The sequence below is a fragment of the Proteus hauseri genome (genome assembly GCF_004116975.1).
Classification (GTDB): Bacteria; Pseudomonadota; Gammaproteobacteria; order Enterobacterales; family Enterobacteriaceae; genus Proteus; species Proteus hauseri.
Genome location: NZ_CP026364.1, coordinates 3,780,097 through 3,799,268, shown reverse-complemented (window position 1 = coordinate 3,799,268; position 19,172 = coordinate 3,780,097). Strand labels below are relative to the sequence as shown.

At 36.6% G+C, this 19,172-nt stretch carries 20 protein-coding genes; 10 read left to right on the top strand and 10 right to left on the bottom strand.

What is annotated here, in order from left to right; translation table 11 throughout:
* The first annotated feature begins 108 nt into the window (after positions 1 to 108).
* Positions 109 to 816 (top strand): DnaA inactivator Hda, encoded by a 708-nt coding sequence (gene hda / locus PH4a_RS17485; RefSeq protein WP_129041969.1) that lies wholly within the window; start codon positions 109 to 111, stop codon positions 814 to 816.
* Positions 817 to 1,015: 199 nt separating this feature from the next.
* Here the strand turns inward: hda and PH4a_RS17480 are convergent, their stop codons facing one another.
* The 3 genes from PH4a_RS17480 to bepA all read right to left on the bottom strand — a co-directional run bounded on the left by PH4a_RS17480 (position 1,016) and on the right by bepA (position 4,802).
* Positions 1,016 to 2,269, bottom strand: a complete 1,254-nt coding sequence (locus PH4a_RS17480) for an MFS transporter (RefSeq protein ID WP_064720240.1) — start codon at positions 2,267 to 2,269, stop codon at positions 1,016 to 1,018.
* Positions 2,270 to 2,964: 695 nt separating this feature from the next.
* Entirely contained in the window at positions 2,965 to 3,321 is a 357-nt protein-coding gene (arsC, locus tag PH4a_RS17475) for an arsenate reductase (glutaredoxin) (protein ID WP_129041598.1), read from the bottom strand.
* Positions 3,322 to 3,329: 8 nt separating this feature from the next.
* Positions 3,330 to 4,802, bottom strand: coding sequence for a beta-barrel assembly-enhancing protease (gene bepA, locus PH4a_RS17470; RefSeq protein WP_064720238.1), 1,473 nt, complete (start codon positions 4,800 to 4,802; stop codon positions 3,330 to 3,332).
* A gap of 154 nt (positions 4,803 to 4,956) precedes the next feature.
* Between bepA and PH4a_RS17465 the strand changes: the two genes are divergently transcribed.
* Positions 4,957 to 6,036: an AI-2E family transporter gene (locus PH4a_RS17465; RefSeq protein WP_064720237.1), complete on the top strand. Its 1,080-nt coding sequence runs from the start codon at positions 4,957 to 4,959 to the stop codon at positions 6,034 to 6,036.
* 83 nt (positions 6,037 to 6,119) lie between these two features.
* On the opposite strand, the gene bcp is transcribed toward PH4a_RS17465, so the two are convergent.
* Positions 6,120 to 6,590 carry a thioredoxin-dependent thiol peroxidase gene (gene bcp, locus PH4a_RS17460; protein ID WP_129041595.1) on the bottom strand — a complete coding sequence of 157 codons (471 nt, stop codon included), beginning with the start codon at positions 6,588 to 6,590 and terminating at the stop codon, positions 6,120 to 6,122.
* A gap of 17 nt (positions 6,591 to 6,607) precedes the next feature.
* Complete coding sequence (locus PH4a_RS17455) at positions 6,608 to 7,165, bottom strand: glycine cleavage system transcriptional repressor (protein WP_064720235.1); 558 nt, start codon at positions 7,163 to 7,165, stop codon at positions 6,608 to 6,610.
* A gap of 216 nt (positions 7,166 to 7,381) precedes the next feature.
* On the opposite strand from PH4a_RS17455, the gene dapA reads away from it, so the two are divergent.
* The 4 genes from dapA (at position 7,382) to purC (ending at position 11,539) form a co-directional block, all read left to right on the top strand.
* Complete coding sequence (gene dapA, locus PH4a_RS17450; protein WP_129041593.1) at positions 7,382 to 8,281, top strand: 4-hydroxy-tetrahydrodipicolinate synthase; 900 nt, start codon at positions 7,382 to 7,384, stop codon at positions 8,279 to 8,281.
* Positions 8,282 to 8,297: 16 nt separating this feature from the next.
* Positions 8,298 to 9,344 carry an outer membrane protein assembly factor BamC gene (bamC, locus tag PH4a_RS17445; protein WP_129041591.1) on the top strand — a complete coding sequence of 349 codons (1,047 nt, stop codon included), beginning with the start codon at positions 8,298 to 8,300 and terminating at the stop codon, positions 9,342 to 9,344.
* 301 nt (positions 9,345 to 9,645) lie between these two features.
* Complete coding sequence (locus tag PH4a_RS17440; RefSeq protein ID WP_064720232.1) at positions 9,646 to 10,236, top strand: phosphatase PAP2 family protein; 591 nt, start codon at positions 9,646 to 9,648, stop codon at positions 10,234 to 10,236.
* Between the two features lie 589 nt (positions 10,237 to 10,825).
* Positions 10,826 to 11,539 carry a phosphoribosylaminoimidazolesuccinocarboxamide synthase gene (purC, locus tag PH4a_RS17435; protein ID WP_129041589.1) on the top strand — a complete coding sequence of 238 codons (714 nt, stop codon included), beginning with the start codon at positions 10,826 to 10,828 and terminating at the stop codon, positions 11,537 to 11,539.
* A 113-nt stretch (positions 11,540 to 11,652) separates the two neighbouring features.
* On the opposite strand, the gene PH4a_RS17430 is transcribed toward purC, so the two are convergent.
* On the bottom strand, positions 11,653 to 12,264 hold the full coding sequence (locus tag PH4a_RS17430) for a glutathione S-transferase family protein (protein WP_129041587.1): 612 nt from the start codon (positions 12,262 to 12,264) through the stop codon (positions 11,653 to 11,655).
* A gap of 70 nt (positions 12,265 to 12,334) precedes the next feature.
* A complete protein-coding gene (locus PH4a_RS17425; protein ID WP_129041585.1) occupies positions 12,335 to 13,033 on the bottom strand; it encodes a helix-turn-helix transcriptional regulator in 699 nt (232 codons plus the stop codon).
* Positions 13,034 to 13,286: 253 nt separating this feature from the next.
* Between PH4a_RS17425 and ypfJ the strand changes: the two genes are divergently transcribed.
* From ypfJ to PH4a_RS17410, 3 genes are all read left to right on the top strand, one after another.
* Entirely contained in the window at positions 13,287 to 14,171 is an 885-nt protein-coding gene (ypfJ, locus tag PH4a_RS17420) for a KPN_02809 family neutral zinc metallopeptidase (RefSeq protein WP_129041583.1), read from the top strand.
* 62 nt (positions 14,172 to 14,233) lie between these two features.
* Positions 14,234 to 14,686 carry a DUF441 domain-containing protein gene (locus PH4a_RS17415; protein ID WP_129041581.1) on the top strand — a complete coding sequence of 151 codons (453 nt, stop codon included), beginning with the start codon at positions 14,234 to 14,236 and terminating at the stop codon, positions 14,684 to 14,686.
* Between the two features lie 2 nt (positions 14,687 to 14,688).
* Positions 14,689 to 16,755 (top strand): tRNA(Met) cytidine acetyltransferase TmcA, encoded by a 2,067-nt coding sequence (locus PH4a_RS17410; protein ID WP_129041579.1) that lies wholly within the window; start codon positions 14,689 to 14,691, stop codon positions 16,753 to 16,755.
* Here PH4a_RS17410 and PH4a_RS17405 read toward each other — a convergent pair.
* Positions 16,700 to 16,894 (bottom strand): YpfN family protein, encoded by a 195-nt coding sequence (locus PH4a_RS17405; protein WP_064720225.1) that lies wholly within the window; start codon positions 16,892 to 16,894, stop codon positions 16,700 to 16,702. The two genes, PH4a_RS17410 and PH4a_RS17405, sit on opposite strands and share 56 nt — an antisense overlap.
* A 93-nt stretch (positions 16,895 to 16,987) precedes the next feature.
* Here PH4a_RS17405 and PH4a_RS17400 point away from each other — a divergent pair, with 93 nt between their 5' ends.
* The gene (locus PH4a_RS17400) at positions 16,988 to 17,371 is read left to right on the top strand and encodes a DUF454 family protein (protein ID WP_129041577.1); all 384 of its coding nucleotides are present in this window, start codon (positions 16,988 to 16,990) and stop codon (positions 17,369 to 17,371) included.
* A 2-nt stretch (positions 17,372 to 17,373) separates the two neighbouring features.
* Here PH4a_RS17400 and PH4a_RS17395 read toward each other — a convergent pair whose 3' ends face one another.
* On the bottom strand, positions 17,374 to 18,042 hold the full coding sequence (locus tag PH4a_RS17395; RefSeq protein WP_129041575.1) for a M15 family metallopeptidase: 669 nt from the start codon (positions 18,040 to 18,042) through the stop codon (positions 17,374 to 17,376).
* Positions 18,039 to 19,169 (bottom strand): succinyl-diaminopimelate desuccinylase, encoded by a 1,131-nt coding sequence (gene dapE / locus PH4a_RS17390; protein WP_129041573.1) that lies wholly within the window; start codon positions 19,167 to 19,169, stop codon positions 18,039 to 18,041. The genes PH4a_RS17395 and dapE overlap by 4 nt, the downstream gene beginning before the upstream one ends.
* Between the last annotated feature and the right edge of the window lie 3 nt (positions 19,170 to 19,172).

Here is a 19,172-nt window from a genome sequence, read left to right as displayed (position 1 = left end):
GGATTGTTACTGGGATTTTAAATAGCTTTCTGTGCTTTTTGAATATTGGTTCTGACCTAGAGAGAATTTGTGTTAGAATCACGACGTTTATTAAACTATTCAGGTGAGGTGCTTCTGAATACGCCGTCGCAGCTATCATTACCACTATCTCTGCCCGATGATGAGACATTCGATAGCTTCTATGCAGGGGAAAATGCGTCATTAGTCGCTGCAATACGAACCGCCATCCACCAATCTCATGGCAGTTATATCTATTTCTGGTCTCGTGATGGGGGCGGAAAGAGTCATCTATTACATGCCGCTTGTGCAGAACTTTCTGCCGCAGGCGATGCCGTTGGTTATGTGCCATTAGATAAACGTGCTTATTTTGTCCCCGATGTTCTTGAAGGTATGGAACATTTATCTCTTGTTTGCATTGATAATGTGCAATGTGTTGCAGGTGATGAAGAGTGGGAACTTGCGTTATTTAATCTTTATAACCGTGTATTAGAACTTGGTCGTACATGCTTATTAATTACGGGTGACAGACCTCCTCGCCAAATAGATTTGCAACTTCCTGATTTAGCATCACGCTTAGACTGGGGGCAAATCTACCGTTTACAGCCTTTAAGTGATGAAGAAAAAATTCAAGCTTTACAACTAAGAGCTAAACTACGCGGTTTTGAATTACCTGAAGATGTTGGTCGCTTTGTCTTGAAACGTCTTGATAGAAAAATGCGTACGCTTTTTGAAATGCTTGATGAGCTTGATCACGCCTCTATTGTTGCCCAAAGAAAACTAACAATTCCTTTTGTTAAAGATATTCTGAAGCTTTAGTGTTGTCCTTATTTTGCATTATTTAAGATGTGGTAAGCTATTTTGCTAGCCACTTTTTTGTTTTTTATTGCAAAAATTTATTTATATCATCCCTTCTAAAAACTAACACTCACACCCGTGTAACGAAGAATTAATAGGCATAAAAAAACCGCTTGTTTATAAACAAGCGGTAAGAGATTACTGAAATAATTTTATTTAATTAGTTTGCTTCTACTGCTGCTTTTGTTTTCTTCTGTGGGATCAGTAAGAAAATAAGGTATAGCACAGTAATTGCTACAGTATAACCAGTGAAGATCAGCCAGAACATTTTCCAATCAACAATGCTATCGGTAGTGTATAAATCGATAACCCAACCACTTAACATCGCACCTAAATAAGTACCAAAACCATTCACTAAAGTCATAAACATGCCTTGAGCGGTTGAACGATATTGCAGTGGGATCTCTTTTTCTAAGAATAATGAACCTGAGATATTGAAGAAGTCGAATGCACAGCCATATACAATCATGGATAGTAATAAAACGATTTGGCCTAACGATGTGTAATCACCATAAGCGAAGAAACCGAAACGTAAAATCCATGCAATCATACTAAATAGCACGATAGTTTCGATTCTTACACGTTTTAATAATAGTGGTAGGAATAAGATAAAGACGACTTCTGATATCTGTGAAATGGATAAGAACACAGAAGGATAACGTGCAAAGAATGAATCGTCGGCATTAGGTGCTTGTGCAATATCTTGCAGGAATGGCACACCAAAAGTATTTGTGATTTGTAGCACTGAGCCTAATAAGGTTGCAAAAAATAAGAAAACAACCACGTTTCTCTTTTTAAATACTTGCAAAATATTTGATAGACTAAATGCGGCAACTTCTTCTTTCGCTGCATTTTTATCAGCAGCTTTTGTTGCTGGTAGGAACATCGCAAATACAGCTAAAACAATTGATGCAATTGCAGCGACAAACAATTGGTGATAGCTATTTCCTAATCCTAAGAAACTAATCACCCACATTGCAGCAATAAAGCCGACAGTCCCGTAAACGCGTATTTTAGGGAAATAATTATTAGGTTCTAAATGTTTTTGTTCTAACAGCTCAAAGATAATACTGTTTGCCATAGAAATACTTGGCATAAAGAACAATAAATGTAGCAAGGTAGCAAAAAATAAGGTTGTGACGGTTGTCATTTGTGACATTAGCACAAGTGCTAATGCTGAGAAGATATGCAAAGTAATAAAAACAAGCTTACGGTTATTTATTTTATCTGCAATAAATCCCATAACGACTGGTGCAATAAGCGAAGCAAGCCCTAGTGCACTAAAAATAAGCCCAACATCGCTACCTTTAAAATGAAGTTCACCAAACAGATATGAGGCAAACGTAACAAGCCAAGAACCCCAAATAAAAAACTGGAGGAATGAGACAAGTTTTAGTCTGAGTACGATATTCATCTATTTTCCTATTAGCCTGACAATCATCTAACATTTTTATGATGATTATTTAGTTTTATTCGCCCATATGTTGGCTATATTTTTAACCGACCCTGTTTCTATCTATACTTTATTTTAAATAAATAATTTGCTATCAAACAAAAATAGATAACAAAAAGAAAAGATAGAAATGCTTAGGATTGGGTTCACATTGCTATGTTGTAATATTGTTATAAACTATAAAGCGGTTGTTAATTTCTTTCTTGGATGATAGTGAAAATAGATAAAGGCTAAAATTTGCTACTCATTATTTTTGCTATCATATTTTCTGATGCCAATAATATGTATGAATGCAATTATGTAAAGAGACTTGAGTCACAATACAAATGAAACGTTGCATAAATTTTTTCTTATAGGCGCGATGCTATACGCAGTAATGTGATCAAGATAGCTGTTTTGCTATCTGCTTATAAACAAGTCATAAAAAAAATGAAAGTGAGATGAAATTTTTTGAAAGGAAAAGATTTATAAACTTATTTCTATTAAGGATATTAAAAAGATGAGACTAATTACACTAGTTACATTTAATTAACATGTGGTGATTAAATTAGCGATTATGTAATAAGAAAAAAATTATCGGATATTTATAGATATGAGTGTGAATAGACAAAAAGCCCCTTTTTTTACTGAAAAAAGTAGAGGCTTTTTTAGATTAATTAAAGAAATAACGCTTTCACTTGCTCGGGAGGGCGACCTAAACGTGCATTATCACCAACAACCACAATAGGACGTTCAATTAATTTAGGGTTGTCATGCATTGCTTGAATAAGTACATCTTGTGAAGATTCATCTGCCAATTTTAGCGTTTTATAAATTTCTTCTTTTGTGCGCATCAATGCTCTTGCATCATTAAAACCTAATGCCTTAAGCAGGTTTTTGATCTCTTTTACTGACGGTGTGTTATCTAAATAATGAATCACTTCAGGTGTTATTTGCATTTCTTCTAATAAATGTAAGGTTTCACGGCTTTTTGAACAGCGTGGATTATGATAAATCGTCACTTTCTTGGTCATGTTTTCCCTTATTTAAACTGACTATCTCTTTGCTGAATTTTACGTAATTGATCTATACGAGCATCAAAACGAGCTTGATCGTTACTGCCTAATTTTACCTGACGGCTAGCATCGCCAAGGTAACGAATGGCCGTTTCAAAATCGCCTCTAAGCGCTAAATCTTCTGCATAAGCGGCTAATTCATGAGCTCTATCACCTTGTTTTGCTGCATTTTCGGCGGTTAATTGCCAGCCAATAGGATCATCAGGGTTATCAAAGGTATAACGATAAAGTAGTTTGTTGGCTTCATTATATTGCTTGTTATGCATATAGGCATTGGCCAAGTTAGCAATAATAACTTTATTTGTTGGGGTTCGTTTTAAGGCATTTTGTAACCGTGCAACAGCATTGCTAGCAAGGTTTTGCTCTAAATCAATATCTGTGATGGCATCAATAAGCCAGATATTATTTGGATCTTTTTCTAACATTGGTGTGAGTATTTTTCTCGCATCATCAAATTTACGGTCACGAGAATAAATCAACACTTGTGCATAATTAGCCGCTGATTTTTCTAATTCAGTACCATTGTTAAACTGATCAAGTGCTGTTTGTAAGGCATTATCTGATGCGGGCGCATTATTAAGCATGGCTAATACGCGCATTTTGGCAAACAGAAAATCGGCCGATTGTGGCAATTGACGTTGTTTATATTGTGATGCACGGCTACGCGCATCAGATAAACGACTATCTGGTAAGGGGTGCGTCAGCAGCATTTCTGGTGGTTTAGAGCTATATCTTACTTGATCCGCCAAAATTTGCATAAAATCGGGCATTCCTTGTGGGTCAAACCCGGCACGATAAAGAGTTTGTATACCAATGCGGTCAGCTTCTTGTTCGTTCATTTGTGTAAACGTAATCATATTTTGCTGAATACCCGCCATACTCCCAGTAAAAGTAGCAAGTCCTGCGTTAGGGTTTGCCATAAAAATGAGAATAGAACCTAAAACACCAGCGAGAGCCAAAGGGGTGGTTTTTGATTGATCTTCGAGCATTCGTGCTAGATGGCGCTGTGTAACATGAGTGATTTCATGTGCCATAACAGAAGCCAGTTCGCTTTCATTTTGGCTATAGCGAAAAAGTGCGGAGTGCAGCACGATATTGCCACCAAAATAGGCAAAGGCATTTATATTTTGGTTGTTAACTAAATAAAAATGAAAAGGCGTTTTCACTGAGCTTGCATTTGAAACAAGTTTTTGCCCTAGATTATTGATGTAATTAGAAAGTAGGGGATCAAAAACTAATGGTGCACTATTCCTCAGTTGACGAGTATAGTAATCACCCATAGCGATTTCTTGATTGATACTTAGGGTTGAACCCGCCGTCGTTCCCATATCAGGTAATGAATCTTCTATATCAATCGCAGCGTGAGCAGGCACCACTGATGTTGATAGCAAAGCAGAAACAAGAAGCGCGACCAATGGTTTTTTAAGTCTGAGTTTCATACAACAGCATCCTGATGGCTATCTTAACTAAAAATTAATAATTAATGATGTATCATAGCAAAACCTAACGTAAAATCTGTCAAAAGTTCATTGCTATTGTAAACCAAAACACATAGATATATTTTACTTGTTATTATAAAGGACCTCGATTTTCATGCTGGACTTGCTTGTTCAATGGTATAAACGCCGCTTTGCTGATCCTCAGGTTATTGCCTTAGTGTTCATCTTAATTGCCGGCTTTTCAATTATCTACTTTTTCAGTGGCATACTTGCGCCATTATTAGTGGCGATTGTGCTTGCTTACTTATTAGAGTGGCCAACACATTTGCTTGAAAAATTAGGTTGTGCCCGGGTATGGGCGGTATCAATCATTCTGACACTATTTATTGGTGTTAGTGCCATTGTCATTTTGATTTTAGCGCCAACCGTTTGGCAACAAGGCATGACTCTCATTTCTGATTTACCTAATATGATAAATCGATTTAATGATTTTGCTCGTGAATTGCCTGATCGTTTTCCTGCGCTAGTTGATGCAGGCATTGTGGATATGATGGCTGAAAATTTACGTAGCAAACTGTCTACTGTGGCAGAATCGGTGCTAAAAGTTTCTCTCGCTTCATTGATTGGTATTATTACACTTTCTATTTATCTTATCCTTGTACCGTTAATGACTTTCTTTTTATTAAAAGATAAACAGCAGATGCTAAATGCAGTGCGTCGTGTTTTACCTAAAAATAGAATATTAGCAGCACAAGTATGGATAGAGGTGAATCAGCAAATTACCAATTATATTCGAGGTAAAGTAACAGAAATGGTGATCGTGGGAATATTCACCTATTTTGTCTTCGCTTTTTTCGATTTACGCTATTCTGTTTTACTGGCCGTGTTGGTAGGTGTGTCAGTGCTGGTTCCTTATGTTGGTGCGGTATTAGCGACTATTCCCGTGATTGTGATTGCGCTTTCTCAATGGGGATTAGGTTCTGATTTTTGGGCTCTATTTATTGCTTATTTAGTTGTCCAAGGATTAGACAGTAACTTGTTGGTGCCTATTTTGTTTTCTGAAGCGGTTAATATGCATCCTTTAGTCATTATTTTATCCGTTATTATTTTTGGTGGGATGTGGGGGTTCTGGGGGGTCTTTTTTGCCATCCCATTAGCAACATTAATTAAAGCAGTACTTCATGCCTTACCAGATGAAATTGCGAATGATCAACCAGATAGAAAGAAAATATAATTCAGTTGATAAGATAGTTTTAAATAAAACGAAAAACAGACAGTGAAAACTGTCTGTTTGTTTTTAAAAACAGAGCATACAAATTATGGATGTTGTGCCAGATACTCAAGCACAATTTGGTGGTGATTGCTGGTTTTAAAGTTATCGAAAACATGTTCAACAACACCATTTTTATCAATGAGAAATGAAGTACGATGAATGCCATCGTAAGTTTTCCCCATAAATTGTTTTTCACCCCAAATTCCAAACTTTTCTGCAACTTTATGATTTTCATCTGAAAGCAAAGTGAAGTTTAACATCTCTTTTTCTGCAAAACGTGAAAGCTTTTCCGATTTGTCAGTGCTAATACCTAGTACTTCGACTTTGGCTTTTTTTAGTGCATCCATCTCATCGCGCAATCCACAGGCTTGAGTAGTACAACCTGGTGTCATTGCTTTTGGATAGAAATAAACGAGCACACGTTGGCCAGCGAAATCAGACAGATTAATGATCTCTCCATCTTGATCGGGCAGACTGAATTGAGGTGCCTTCTCACCGGCTTTTAATGGGTTCATTAGGTCATTCTCCATTTTTACTGTTTCATCATCAGACTATTTACAATACTTATTGTGCCTTGAGCATGAAGTTCTGTACATAATTGATTGAACTTCTCATGAATAACAAGACCATTATCATCTAACGGATTATGTGCCGTTATTTGTATTTCTAAGCGAGCAGGGGTTCCATCATCAGAAGGATGTGTTTTAGAAATTAACTCCGCAAGATTAAAGTTATGTTGACTAAACAAATTAGTAAATCGTTCTACAATACCGGGTGCATCTTCAATATCGACTTTTGCCGCAATAGTTGAAGGATAAACTATTGGAGAGGCATTAGTTGTTCTCTTCATTACAGTCAGTAAATCCAGTTCCGCACTTTTGATGGGAAGTAACGCTTCTAACTGAGCGATAGCATTCCAACCACCAGAAAGGAGCATGATAAACGTAAATTCTTGACCGAACATAGCAAGTCGGCTGTCCTCGATATTACATCCACATTGGCTAACTAATTGAGTAATAGTATCAACGATACCAGGACGATCAGAACCTAATGCTGTAAGCACGAGAAAATGTTTATCAGGTATGGGCAAAATGAGGTTCCTTTTGACTTTCAGTTTATTCTTAACAGGTAACCACAAATTTTGATTTCTGCCAAGATCAGACGTTCACTATATTGAATTATTATCTCTCTTTAATTCATATCAAAGAATATTAGCAAATTTCATTAGAAACCTAGAGTTAAGTAGTTTTCAATAGAGGGATGAATGAGTACCATTGTGTATAAGTCTATCTCGGAGCAATAAATTATGGTGAGTAACAAATTTAATTTTACAGGCAGTATGGTGGCGCTAGTCACTCCTATGGATGCACAAGGCAATGTTGACCGGGTTAGCTTACGTAAATTGGTCGATTACCATGTTAAAGCCAATAGTGCTGCTATCGTTTCTGTTGGTACAACGGGTGAATCGGCAACACTCAGTCATGAAGAGCATGTTGATGTTGTTTTAATGACGTTAGATATGGCTGATGGCCGCATTCCTGTTATTGCCGGAACAGGGGCAAATGCAACATCAGAAGCCGTTTGGTTTACTCAGCAATTTGAAAATAAAGGTATTGCGGGTTGTTTGAGTGTGACACCTTATTATAATAAGCCATCACAAGAAGGACTTTATCAGCATTTTAAAGCGATTTCTGAAAGCACCGATTTACCACAGATATTGTATAATGTGCCGGGTCGTACTGGATGCGATTTATTGCCAGTAACAGTTGCACGTTTAGCTGAGTTGGATAATATTGTGGCAATTAAAGAAGCGACAGGGAACTTAAGTCGTGTTAGTCAAATCCAAGAGTTGGTAAATGATGATAGTTTTATTCTACTTAGTGGAGATGATGCATCATCATTAGACTTTATGCAGCTGGGTGGCCATGGCGTTATTTCGGTTACTGCTAACGTTGCTGCTGTAGAGATGGTAGAATTATGTCGATTGGCAAAAGTTGGAGAGTTTGCAAAAGCACGCGAACTTAACCGACGCCTGATGGACTTACATCATCAGTTATTTGTTGAACCTAATCCAATCCCAGCTAAGTGGGCGTGTCAACGTATTGGATTGATTGAAGACGCCACATTGCGCTTACCTATGACACCGTTGACATCATCAGGTCAGCAAATTGTTGAGAAAGCGCTGGTAACAGCGGGAATACTGTAAAACTTAGGGAATTTTAATGGCAACACTATTGCATAAATCAAAGATTATGAAAGTCGCGGGTCTGTCGCTGGTGGTTTTACTGGCAGCCTGTTCAAGCGATCAGCGCTATAAACGTCAGGTCAGTGGTGACGAGTCTTATTTAGAGACTACTGGACTAAAAAATTTAGCACTTCCTGCGGGTATGGTGTTGCCTTTGCAAAATGGGGAATATGACATTCCCGTTTCTAAAAAAAGTGAGCCTATTGGTTTAGCGCTTGATATTCGTCCGCCAACACAAGCGCTCAATTTGTTGAGTGGTTCTCGCAGTGAAAATAACGCCACAAACAGCAAGTTATTATTATCTAATGCGCCAGAAAATAGCACGCTTTATGAGCAAGTAACCGCGGTATTAAAAGATAAAGGTGTGGTCGTTACTAAAGGTGATGCAGTACAAAAAGAGATAATGACAGATTGGATTGTTTGGACACGGGCTGATGAAAACGTACCTTACCAAACACGCCAGCGTTTAGCCATTACTCAGCAAGGTAATGTTATCGTATTAACTATTACTAATGAAGGTTTACGCCAAGGCGAAAGTGACGTAACCGATGCTACTGAAGTAAAACGCTATAACACACTACTGCTTAATGAAATTGTTGATGGTTTAAACCGTATGCGTAACTTAAGTGAAAATACGGCAACTAGCAATTTGCAAGGTATTATCGATGTACAAAGCGGTAGCGATAACGTAGGTTTACCTGTAATTATTGTACGCGCACCATTTGATGTGGTTTGGGATAGACTGCCTATCGCATTAGAAAGTGTTGGTATGAAGATGGGTGACCGCACACGATCTAAAGGCTCAATTGAAGTGACTTATAAAGGTTTAAGTAGTGCAAGTTGGAGCTCTTTAGGTGTTGATAAACCTTCTGTTGAAGAAGGGGATTATAAACTACAAGTCGGCGATTTAAATAACCGTAGTAGTTTGCAATTTATCAGTGATAATGGAAAACCTTTGACTCAATCACAAAATGATCAAATGGTTGCCGCAATGAAAGCTGCGTTCAGTAAACCAGTGAAATAAAATTATTTCTTAAAGATGATAAGATAAGCCGCACAGTACTAATTGTGCGGCTTTTTATTTTTCTTAACTTATTATTTTATCAAAATAATTTAATAAGCAAGAAGGTTTTTCCTAATATAAATATATCAATAGCTATTTATTCATATTTATCAAAAAAGTCATTTTCTTTAAATGAAAAATTAATATTACAGAATTAATAATATTAATCTTAATGCAATACGGAAAAAACTGTGCAATATTACTGCGCTATTTACTTTAATAAGAATAACAAAGCATTCTCAAATCATTTAAAGGAGTATTTATGAGTGCGGGTGATATGATTATTCACTTAATATTAAGTGGGATACTTATTGTTGGTGTTTATCAGTTTTATTTTTTTACTCAACGATATACATTAAGAGAAGTGAAAGTAATTAATTCACCAATTGATGAAAAGATCCCCTTCTGGCCTTGGTGGTCATGGATCTATAGTTTTTTATATTATCCTGCAATTCTCTATCTCAACTGGATCATTCAAGACTCAAGACAATTTATCATGATTGTATTTAGTTATATTGTTTTGTTAGTTATGCAAATGTTTTTCTTTATTGTTTTTCCTGTCGCGACACCGCCACATTGGCGTACAATCAATCCAGGTAAAAAGGCATCAGAAAAATTTCTTAAGTTTGTCCAGCACTTTGATGATACTTCTAACTGTTTCCCAAGTATGCATGTTTCAGTTGCGACATTAACTGCATGTTTGGCATATGCAACATTAGGGCCATTAGTTTTTCTTTTCCCATTATTGATTGCATTATCATGTATGTTTACTAAACAACATTATTTAATTGATTTACCAGCCGGTGCATTATTAGGTTGGTTCGCCTATGAAGTATATTGTTTTATTATTTAATAAATATTAAGAATAACTTTAGGTTAGAATAATTAATTAATGATACATCAAGGATGATGTTTAGAAACTAAAGTAAATCATCACACTTATATTTCATTATATCCAGACAAATTACTTAATTTATGAGTAATGTGTCTGGATGTTTTTATTGGTATATAGGAAGGGAATAAAAATAAAATAATAAAAAAATTGATAAATTAATGTAAATGCGATGAAATAGAGTTAGTGATAAATATAAAATAACGTTTTTTTTCTTTTTTAGAGTAATTAAACTATTAATATGCTGTCTCTATTTGGCTTATGATTAATGATAAATAGAACATTTTGCTGTTAGTCGTGTTTACCAATAATAAACATCCCTTTTTTCATTAGAAAATGTATTAAGATCCTCTTTTTAACTTCCCATCTCTTACTTTCTACCATATTGCTTATGCTTTGATTTCCCTTTAGCAATGAGTCTCAATGACAGCTTAAATGAATGAGTTTTTTAGTTATCTATCCCACGTTTTAAAAGCTTTTTTGTATAATCTAGAGTAGAGTATAGGCGGTTATTTCTTGTTAAACCTATCACATCTTTGGAGTGTGTCAGATGCAAAAAAAAGCTGAGTTGTATCGTGGGAAAGCCAAAACAGTCTATACCACCGAATCTTCTGATTTCCTGATTTTAGAATTTAGAAACGATACATCAGCGTTAGATGGCCAACGTATTGAACAGTTTGATCGTAAAGGTATGGTGAATAATAAATTTAACCATTTCATTATGAACAAATTGGAAGAAGCGGGTATCCCAACGCAGATGGAACGTTTGCTTTCTGATAATGAAGTGCTGGTGAAAAAACTGGATATGGTTCCAGTTGAATGCGTTATTCGTAACCGTGCAGCCGGTTCATTAGTAAAACGTTTAGGTATTGAAGAAGGTATTGTTTTAAACCCACCTATTTTTGATCTCTTCCTGAAAGATGATGCCCGTCATGATCCGATGGTGAATGAATCTTATTGTGAAACTTTTGGTTGGGTATCTAAAGAACACCTCGCAGAAATGAAACGTCTGAGTTATAAAGCAAACGATGTCCTTAGCGAATTGTTTGATAAAGCAGGACTTATTCTTGTGGACTTCAAACTTGAGTTTGGTTTATTTAACGGAAAAGTCGTACTCGGTGATGAGTTCTCTCCTGATGGCAGTCGTTTATGGGACAAAAACACCTTAGATAAAATGGATAAAGACCGTTTCCGCCAAAGCTTAGGTGGATTAATTGAAGCATACGAAGAAGTTGCACGCCGTATTGGTGTTTCTTTAGACTAAAAACGCAATCGATTACGTCACGAAAAAAAACAATAATAAAAAAGGTCAGCTTAAAAACTGACCTTTTATTGTATGAAAAATGAAAGATTAATGCATGTTTGTGCTTGAAATATTTATTTTAAATCAAAACCTTCAAGTAATTGCTTAATTTCTTTGTTAAGAGCAAGGCTATCAAGATATTGGTTAATTAATGGTGTAGGCTGGATCAGTGCATATTTACATAGGAATATGAGAAAATAGCCAACATAAACATCAACAGCCGTTAAATTTTTGCCACAAATATAAGGTGTTGCATTTGCTAAACCTGTTTCTAAACCGTGAAATGCACGTTCAAAAGAGCCAAAACCAGATGATTTTTGTTGTTCTTCATTAAGTTCAACACCTAGTTCTTTTACAGTAAAAGCGGCTTCAATAGGACCCGCAGTAAAAAAGAACCAGCGGTAATATGCTGCGCGTTCAGGTGAGCCAAACGCAGGTACAAAACCTTTTTCAATAAACTTATCTGCTAAGTACATACAAATTGCAGCTGTCTCAGTGACGATATTATCCCCATCCACTAATGCAGGAACTTTTGCCATCGGATTAATAGCAAGATATTCTGCGCTATTCATCTGTTCACCATAAGATAATTCCACGCGTTTAAATGGAACCGCAAGCATGTTTAAAAAGAGTTCTACAGTATTACCGCGCGATATTGTATTGGTATAAAGAGTGAGTTCGCTCATGATGTTTCCTTACTATTTGTGTATTTATTAATTAGCGCTAGGTGAGATGAAATAGTAAGGCCATTGGGTGTCAATTCTTGTCAGTAGTGTTACAAAAAGTCTCTTTTTTCCATCTATCGAGCAAATAGCTTTTTGGATAAGGCAAGTTATCCGTTAATACACGGTAAGAGGCAATTCTATCTAAGCGAAAGTGGCGATAACTTTGGCGTAATTCACACCAAGCCGCTAATATTTGCGAATCTTTGAAATAACCAACAGCAATAGGCCATATTGTTCTGCTGCTCAATTGTTTGTTTACATCCTGATAATCTATATTAGCTTTTTTTTCTTCTCTTAAACTAAGGCGTAAATCTTTAGCGATCTCGTCATTAACCGTAATAAATTGGTTGGTTGGAGCAAATAACGTATTTTGATCCAGAATAACGCGATGTTGTGTAGTCACAACGGTATTAATTTTATTTACTGCTCGTATTGCCGATTCTTTGAGCTCTTGATCTGTATTGCTTTGCACCCAACGCAAACCTAATATCAGTGCTTCAAGTTCATTCACATCAAACATTAAAGGGGGGAGTAGTAAGCCTGTTTTTAATTGATAACCTAAGCCGGCTTCTCCTATTATATCGGCACCTTGATCGCGTAATGATTCAATATCGCGATAGATAGATCGTACGCTAATTTGTAATTTTGTTGCTAAAGCCTGAGCTGTAACGGGATAGCGATTTTCTTTTAAAATCTGTAATAACGTGAGTAAACGTTGAGTTCGAGTCATTAAATTTTCTACTTATTAGTAATAGTGTAGGTAACATGAGAATTCTATTCTGGTTCTTAATAAAAAAAACAGCGTGCTTGCCAACACTTATGGTGTGTTTTTTTATCGTTGTGGCTATTTTCTGATCTTCACTATTATTCTGCTCTTAAAAAATAGGAAATAGAAATAGTAAGATTTTTGTTATTATCTAAAATAGAGGCATCAATTTACACTAGCATATTTAACTAATGTATTTAATTAATGGGGAATGATTATGCGTTGGAATGATCGCCGTAGAAGCAATAATGTTGAAGATAGACGAGGGCAATCTTCTTCAGCATCAGGTGGTGGTAATCTCCCTTTGGGATTAATTACACTTTTATTGCGTACTAAATATGGTTTTGTTGTGATTATTATTTTAGTTATCGCAAGCTTTATGGGGTTTGATTTTAATTCATTAACCGGTGAAACAACTCAGCCAGCACAAGTCAATGAACAGCAAAGTGCACTTTATAATGAAGCAGCCGATTTTAGTAGTGTGGTGTTAGCGAGTACAGAAGATTTTTGGCAAGAATTATTTGCTCAAGCAGGCAAACAATATAGTGATCCTAAATTAGTGCTTTATAGTGGTAGTACAACAACACAGTGTGGAACAGGCACCAAAATTATGGGGCCATTTTATTGTCCTGCAGATAGAAAAATTTATCTTGACCTCTCCTTTTATAATGAAATGAAGAATAGTTTAGGGGGGGGTGGTGAATTTGCTCAAGGTTATGTGATTTCTCATGAGGTTGGGCATCATGTTCAGCATTTATTAGGTATCACCACACAAATGCGTGAAAAACAGCAAATGGCACGCTCAAAGGCAGAGGCTAATCGATTATCAGTGAAATTAGAGCTTCAAGCCGATTGCTTTGCTGGAATGTGGGGGCGTTTTATGGCTGGTGAAGGACGCATTGATGAAGCTGATTTATTAACGGCTATTAAAACTACTCAAGCGATAGGTGATGATAAACTACAGCAACAACAGCAAGGTTATGTGGTGCCAGATAGCTTTACTCATGGTAGTGCTGAGCAGCGTAAGGCCTGGTTTATGAAAGGATATAACAGTGGCAACATTAAATCTTGTGATACATTTGCTTCTGCTTCTTTGAACTAATAACATTCCGTTATAAATAAGAAAATGATTATTCCCATTATTAGAATAGGTTAGGAACACAAATGAGCAATGTTGATCCCTCATTATTAATTTTGTTAGTGCTTGCAGGTCTTGGCATTATTAGCCATAACATGACAGTGACATTAGCAATGATTTTTTTGTTAGTCGTTAAAATCACACCATTAAATCAATATTTTCCTATTGTTGAAAAATACGGTATGACAATAGGTATTTTAATCCTAACCATTGGTGTAATGACACCCATTGCTACTGGCCGTATTTCGGCACAAGAGGTGTTAAATTCATTTTTAAATTGGAAATCTTTATTAGCTATTGCCATAGGTATCGCGGTTTCTTGGTTGGGAGCAAGAGGGGTTTCTTTAATGAATAATCAACCGTCTACTGTCGCAGGTTTATTAGTGGGGACTGTCATTGGTGTGGCATTATTTAGAGGTGTACCTGTCGGACCATTAATTGCCGCAGGTATTCTTTCATTATTAATTGGTAAATCATAACTGTGCCATTATTAGAGTTACAACGTTACCAAGCGAATTTTGCACAAAAAGGTCAGCGGCGATTGTTGCTATTAGCCGGAGATAAGACATGGCAATTAGCACAAATCCAGCAATTACGACAAGTATGTCTTGGTGATTGGTTAATGATATCGCAAAATTATATTGATGCAATTATTCCTAACCAGGCAATTAATCTATTAGGTAACGAATATTTACATGGCATTTTTGATGCCAATGAAGAATTTAATGCCGATGCACTCGCAATGTTAACCGGGACATTAAAAGCAGGTAGCTGGTTAGTTTTATGTCTACCTAGTTTAAATTATTGGGAGCGATATATAGATGGTGATAGCCGGCGTTGGAATGACATGCAAACCGTCTTGCCAACCCCAAATTTTATGGCATGGCTAAAAGACATTACTTTAAATGATCCACAAACTATTATTTGGCAGCAATCCCAACCGTTGCAATTACCTGAACTAAATCAAAATCTACCACTTTGGACATTACCGCAAGGCCAGCCTACCAAAGAACAACAAGTCATTTTAGAAAAATTGCTAATGACGCAAAAAGGGGTATGGAGCGTAATAGCGCCAAGAGGCCGAGGCAAATCTGCACTTGCGGGAATGTTTATTGAACAATGGCAAGGTTCCGTAATTGTATGTGCACCAGCTAAAAATAGTACTAATGTATTATCTTCACACACAAATAAACCTATCTTATTTTACTCACCAGATAATCTATTAGCTTTATGTTCAAAAAATCAATGTGATAAAAGTGATTGGTTAATTATTGATGAAGCTGCGGCATTACCGATAGCGCAATTGGTTGCACTTTGCAGTTATTTTCCTCGTGTATTAATGACAACTACTGTTCAAGGGTATGAAGGAACAGGTCGAGGTTTTATGCTTAAGTTAGGTGATAGTCTACCTTTATTACAAACTCTTCAATTAGAAACACCAATTCGTTGGGCTAAGCATGACCCACTAGAACATTGGCTTAACCAGTTATTATTACTTGACGAGCCTAATTATTACCTTGATAAACAACAAGGTGAAGTCACAATTGTTCAGCAAAAAGATAACTGGAACCAAGATGTTAAGGATCTGCAAAATTTTTATCGATTACTCACTAGCGCACATTATCGTACAACTCCATTAGATTTTCGCCGATTATTAGATGGGCAAAAACAAAGCTATTGGTCGGCTTCCGTTAATCAAACTATGATTGGTGCAGTTTGGTGTATTGATGAAGGCGAATTACCCGAAACCTTGGCGCAAGAGGTATGGTTAGGGATACGTCGGCCTAGAGGCAATTTAGTTGCACAATCATTGGTGACTTATGGTTTAACCATTGAGGCTATGTGTTTAAAATCATTGCGTATTAGTCGGATTGCTGTTTTACCACCCTATCGACGTCAAAAAGTTGCAGTAAATCTTATTAAACATATCGTTAAAGATGCACAAGCAAAACATATTGATTATTTGAGCGTTAGTTTTGGTTATACAGATGCATTAGCTAAATTTTGGACACAATGTGGTTTTAATATTGTTCGTTTAGGAGTACATAAAGAGGCAAGTAGTGGTTGTTATACTGCAATGGCGATTTATCCTTTAAACAAAAAAGGTGAGCAACAACAGCAAATTGCATTGATATCATTGGCATTGCAATACCAATACATAAAAAAACAGACAGGAATAGATTTATCTATTAGCCAATGTTTTGATAATAATCTTATTCAACAAGGGCGATGGTTATTTATGGCTGGATTTGCATTTGCTTATCGCTCAGCTTTAACAGTATATGACAGCATGGCTGATTTTCTGATTGGTTATGAATTAGATTATCCACTATTAGCTGCTTATTTTATTGATAAAAAGTCGGATAAAGAGTGTGTTAAGCAATTTTTATTATCAGGTAAAAAAGCACTTATGACAGCACTACGTCAGCAGTGTGCACAGTTAATGAGTGAATATGATGTTCAATTGACTCAAGATTACCAACAATGGTTAGCTACTTATCCCCATTTTTCTTGGGCCAATCGTCCTCATCATCCCATTTATCATTGAAATCACGATGTGGTGGTAATTTTCGTTTATTTTTAAGAAATTGTTTTGGATCTATTTTATTCATATCTTTAATGGCATTAATAATAATACCTACTAAAAGGATGAGAATTACCCACCAATAGTCAGCAAACCAGTTCATATATTAGCCTTATTTTTTAGGATCTTTACTTAGAAAATATTTCTGTTTTGTTTATTATATACAACCAAAAGAGATTAATCGGAAAAATATAACGTGAAACGGATACTCTTAATTATAGCGGGTTGGTTATGTGTTGGTTTAGCAACTCTTGGTGTTATTTTGCCTGTACTTCCCACAACCCCATTTTTATTATTAGCCGCTTGGTGTTTTTCGCGTTCATCACAGCGTTTTCATTACTGGTTACTTTATCGTTCTTGGTTTGGTCCTTACTTACGTTATTGGCAAACTTATAAAGCAATGCCTAAAGGGGCTAAACCAAAAGCGATAATGATTATTTTACTTACTTTTTCACTCTCATTATGGCTAGTTTCTATGCTATGGGTAAGAGTATTATTGCTGATTATCTTAGTGTGTTTACTTATTTTTATGTGGAGGCTCCCTGTAAATGATCAACAGGAAGTCCCTTGTGATAAATAGTGTTATTCAGGCAACACAATGTAGTGCTGAAATATTTCGTCGAGGTTTGCTAATAACCACTGCTTACCACGGATATCTTCTTCTAGTAATACAGACTTTAAAATATCGGGAGTGTAAGCTAAAGATGCTTCATGAGATAATGGCCAATAACTAATATGCCAAGGCTCATAAGCGATATAGCTTTCTTTATGGATAAATGGGCGATAAAAATCATAGCTCGACATATTTTCTGTTAACCATTCACTTAATTGAGCAAAATAGCCTCCAGCTTCATATTCCCAAGGCTCTAATTGTAAAGATTGTCCCGCAGGTAGACGAAAAGGATCGTAAATATCGATTTCTGTTCCCCAGTGGTGGCGACTTGCACCGGGCAATGCAGACCATTTTAAAATAGCCTGACAACGCTTATCCTCTGATAATTGATGAATGTCTATGGGCTGACTTTGGGCATTTAACACAGGGCGAGAGCCTTCAAATTTACCGTTCCATATCGCTAATTGACGATTGAAATCACGAAATGAGCTTGCTGCCTCTAATTTAAAACCCGCTTTCGCTGCTTGCTGCTGTAACGCTAAAAAAGCTTTTGTGGCGTTAAATTGTAAGCGATGTTGGCCTGATAACGACACCAAATGATCAGTGGATCGTCCAGTTAACATTAATGGGGTTATCATAAAACGAGTTGCTCCATAATTCTCTGATAAATTCGGCTAAGTTGTTGTAAATCAGCGGCATTAACACATTCATTTACTTTGTGAATTGTCGCATTGATAGGCCCTAGCTCAACAACTTGAGCACCCATTTGTGCAATGAATCGACCATCGGAAGTGCCACCGCTGGTGGATAATTCTGGATCTAAATTTGTGTAATGCTTGACAGAATAACGAACCGCATCAAGTAGTTTACCTTTACCTGTAATAAATGGTTGACCCGATAAAGACCATTCTAAACTATAACGAAGTTGGTGTTTTTGTAATAAAGTTTCGGTACGTTGGCGTATCTCTTCATCGGTGATTGCGGTACTAAAACGGAAGTTAAATTGAATAAATAATTCACCAGGGATTACATTGTTGCTGCCAGTGCCTGCATGAATATTGGCAATTTGCATGGTGGTTGCAGGAAAAAATTTATTACCCTCATCCCAAACAGTATTTACTAATTCTTGTATAAATGGCGATGCACAATGAATGGGGTTTTCTGCGAGATGAGGGTATGCCACATGACCTTGTACACCGTGAATAATCAGATTTGCTGTTATTGAACCTCTACGGCCATTTTTTACCATATCACCTAATTGATGTTGGCTTGAAGGTTCACCAATAAGACAATAATCTAGGCGTTCACCGCGAGACATTAAAGATTGTACAACTTTCACTGTGCCATCTGCGGCTTTCGCTTCTTCATCTGATGTAATAAGAAAAGCTAAACGGCCACGATGTTCAGGATATGAACGGACAAAACGTTCAGCAGCAACAATCATTGCAGCTAGTGAACCTTTCATATCCGCGGCTCCTCGACCATAAAGCATTCCATCACGAATAGAAGGTTCAAATGGTGGATTATCCCACAAAGCAGGATCACCAGTAGGAACCACATCAGTGTGACCCGCAAATGCGAGGGTTTCACCTTCACCACCGCGACATGCCCATAAGTTTTCAGTATCACCAAAGGGCATTTTTTCAATAGTAAAGCCCAAGGGGCTAAGTCTATCGATAATTAGCTGCTGACAGCCTTGATCATCAGGGCTGATAGAAGGGCGAGCAATCAGTTGTTGTGCAAGCTCAATAACAGGACAGGACATAAA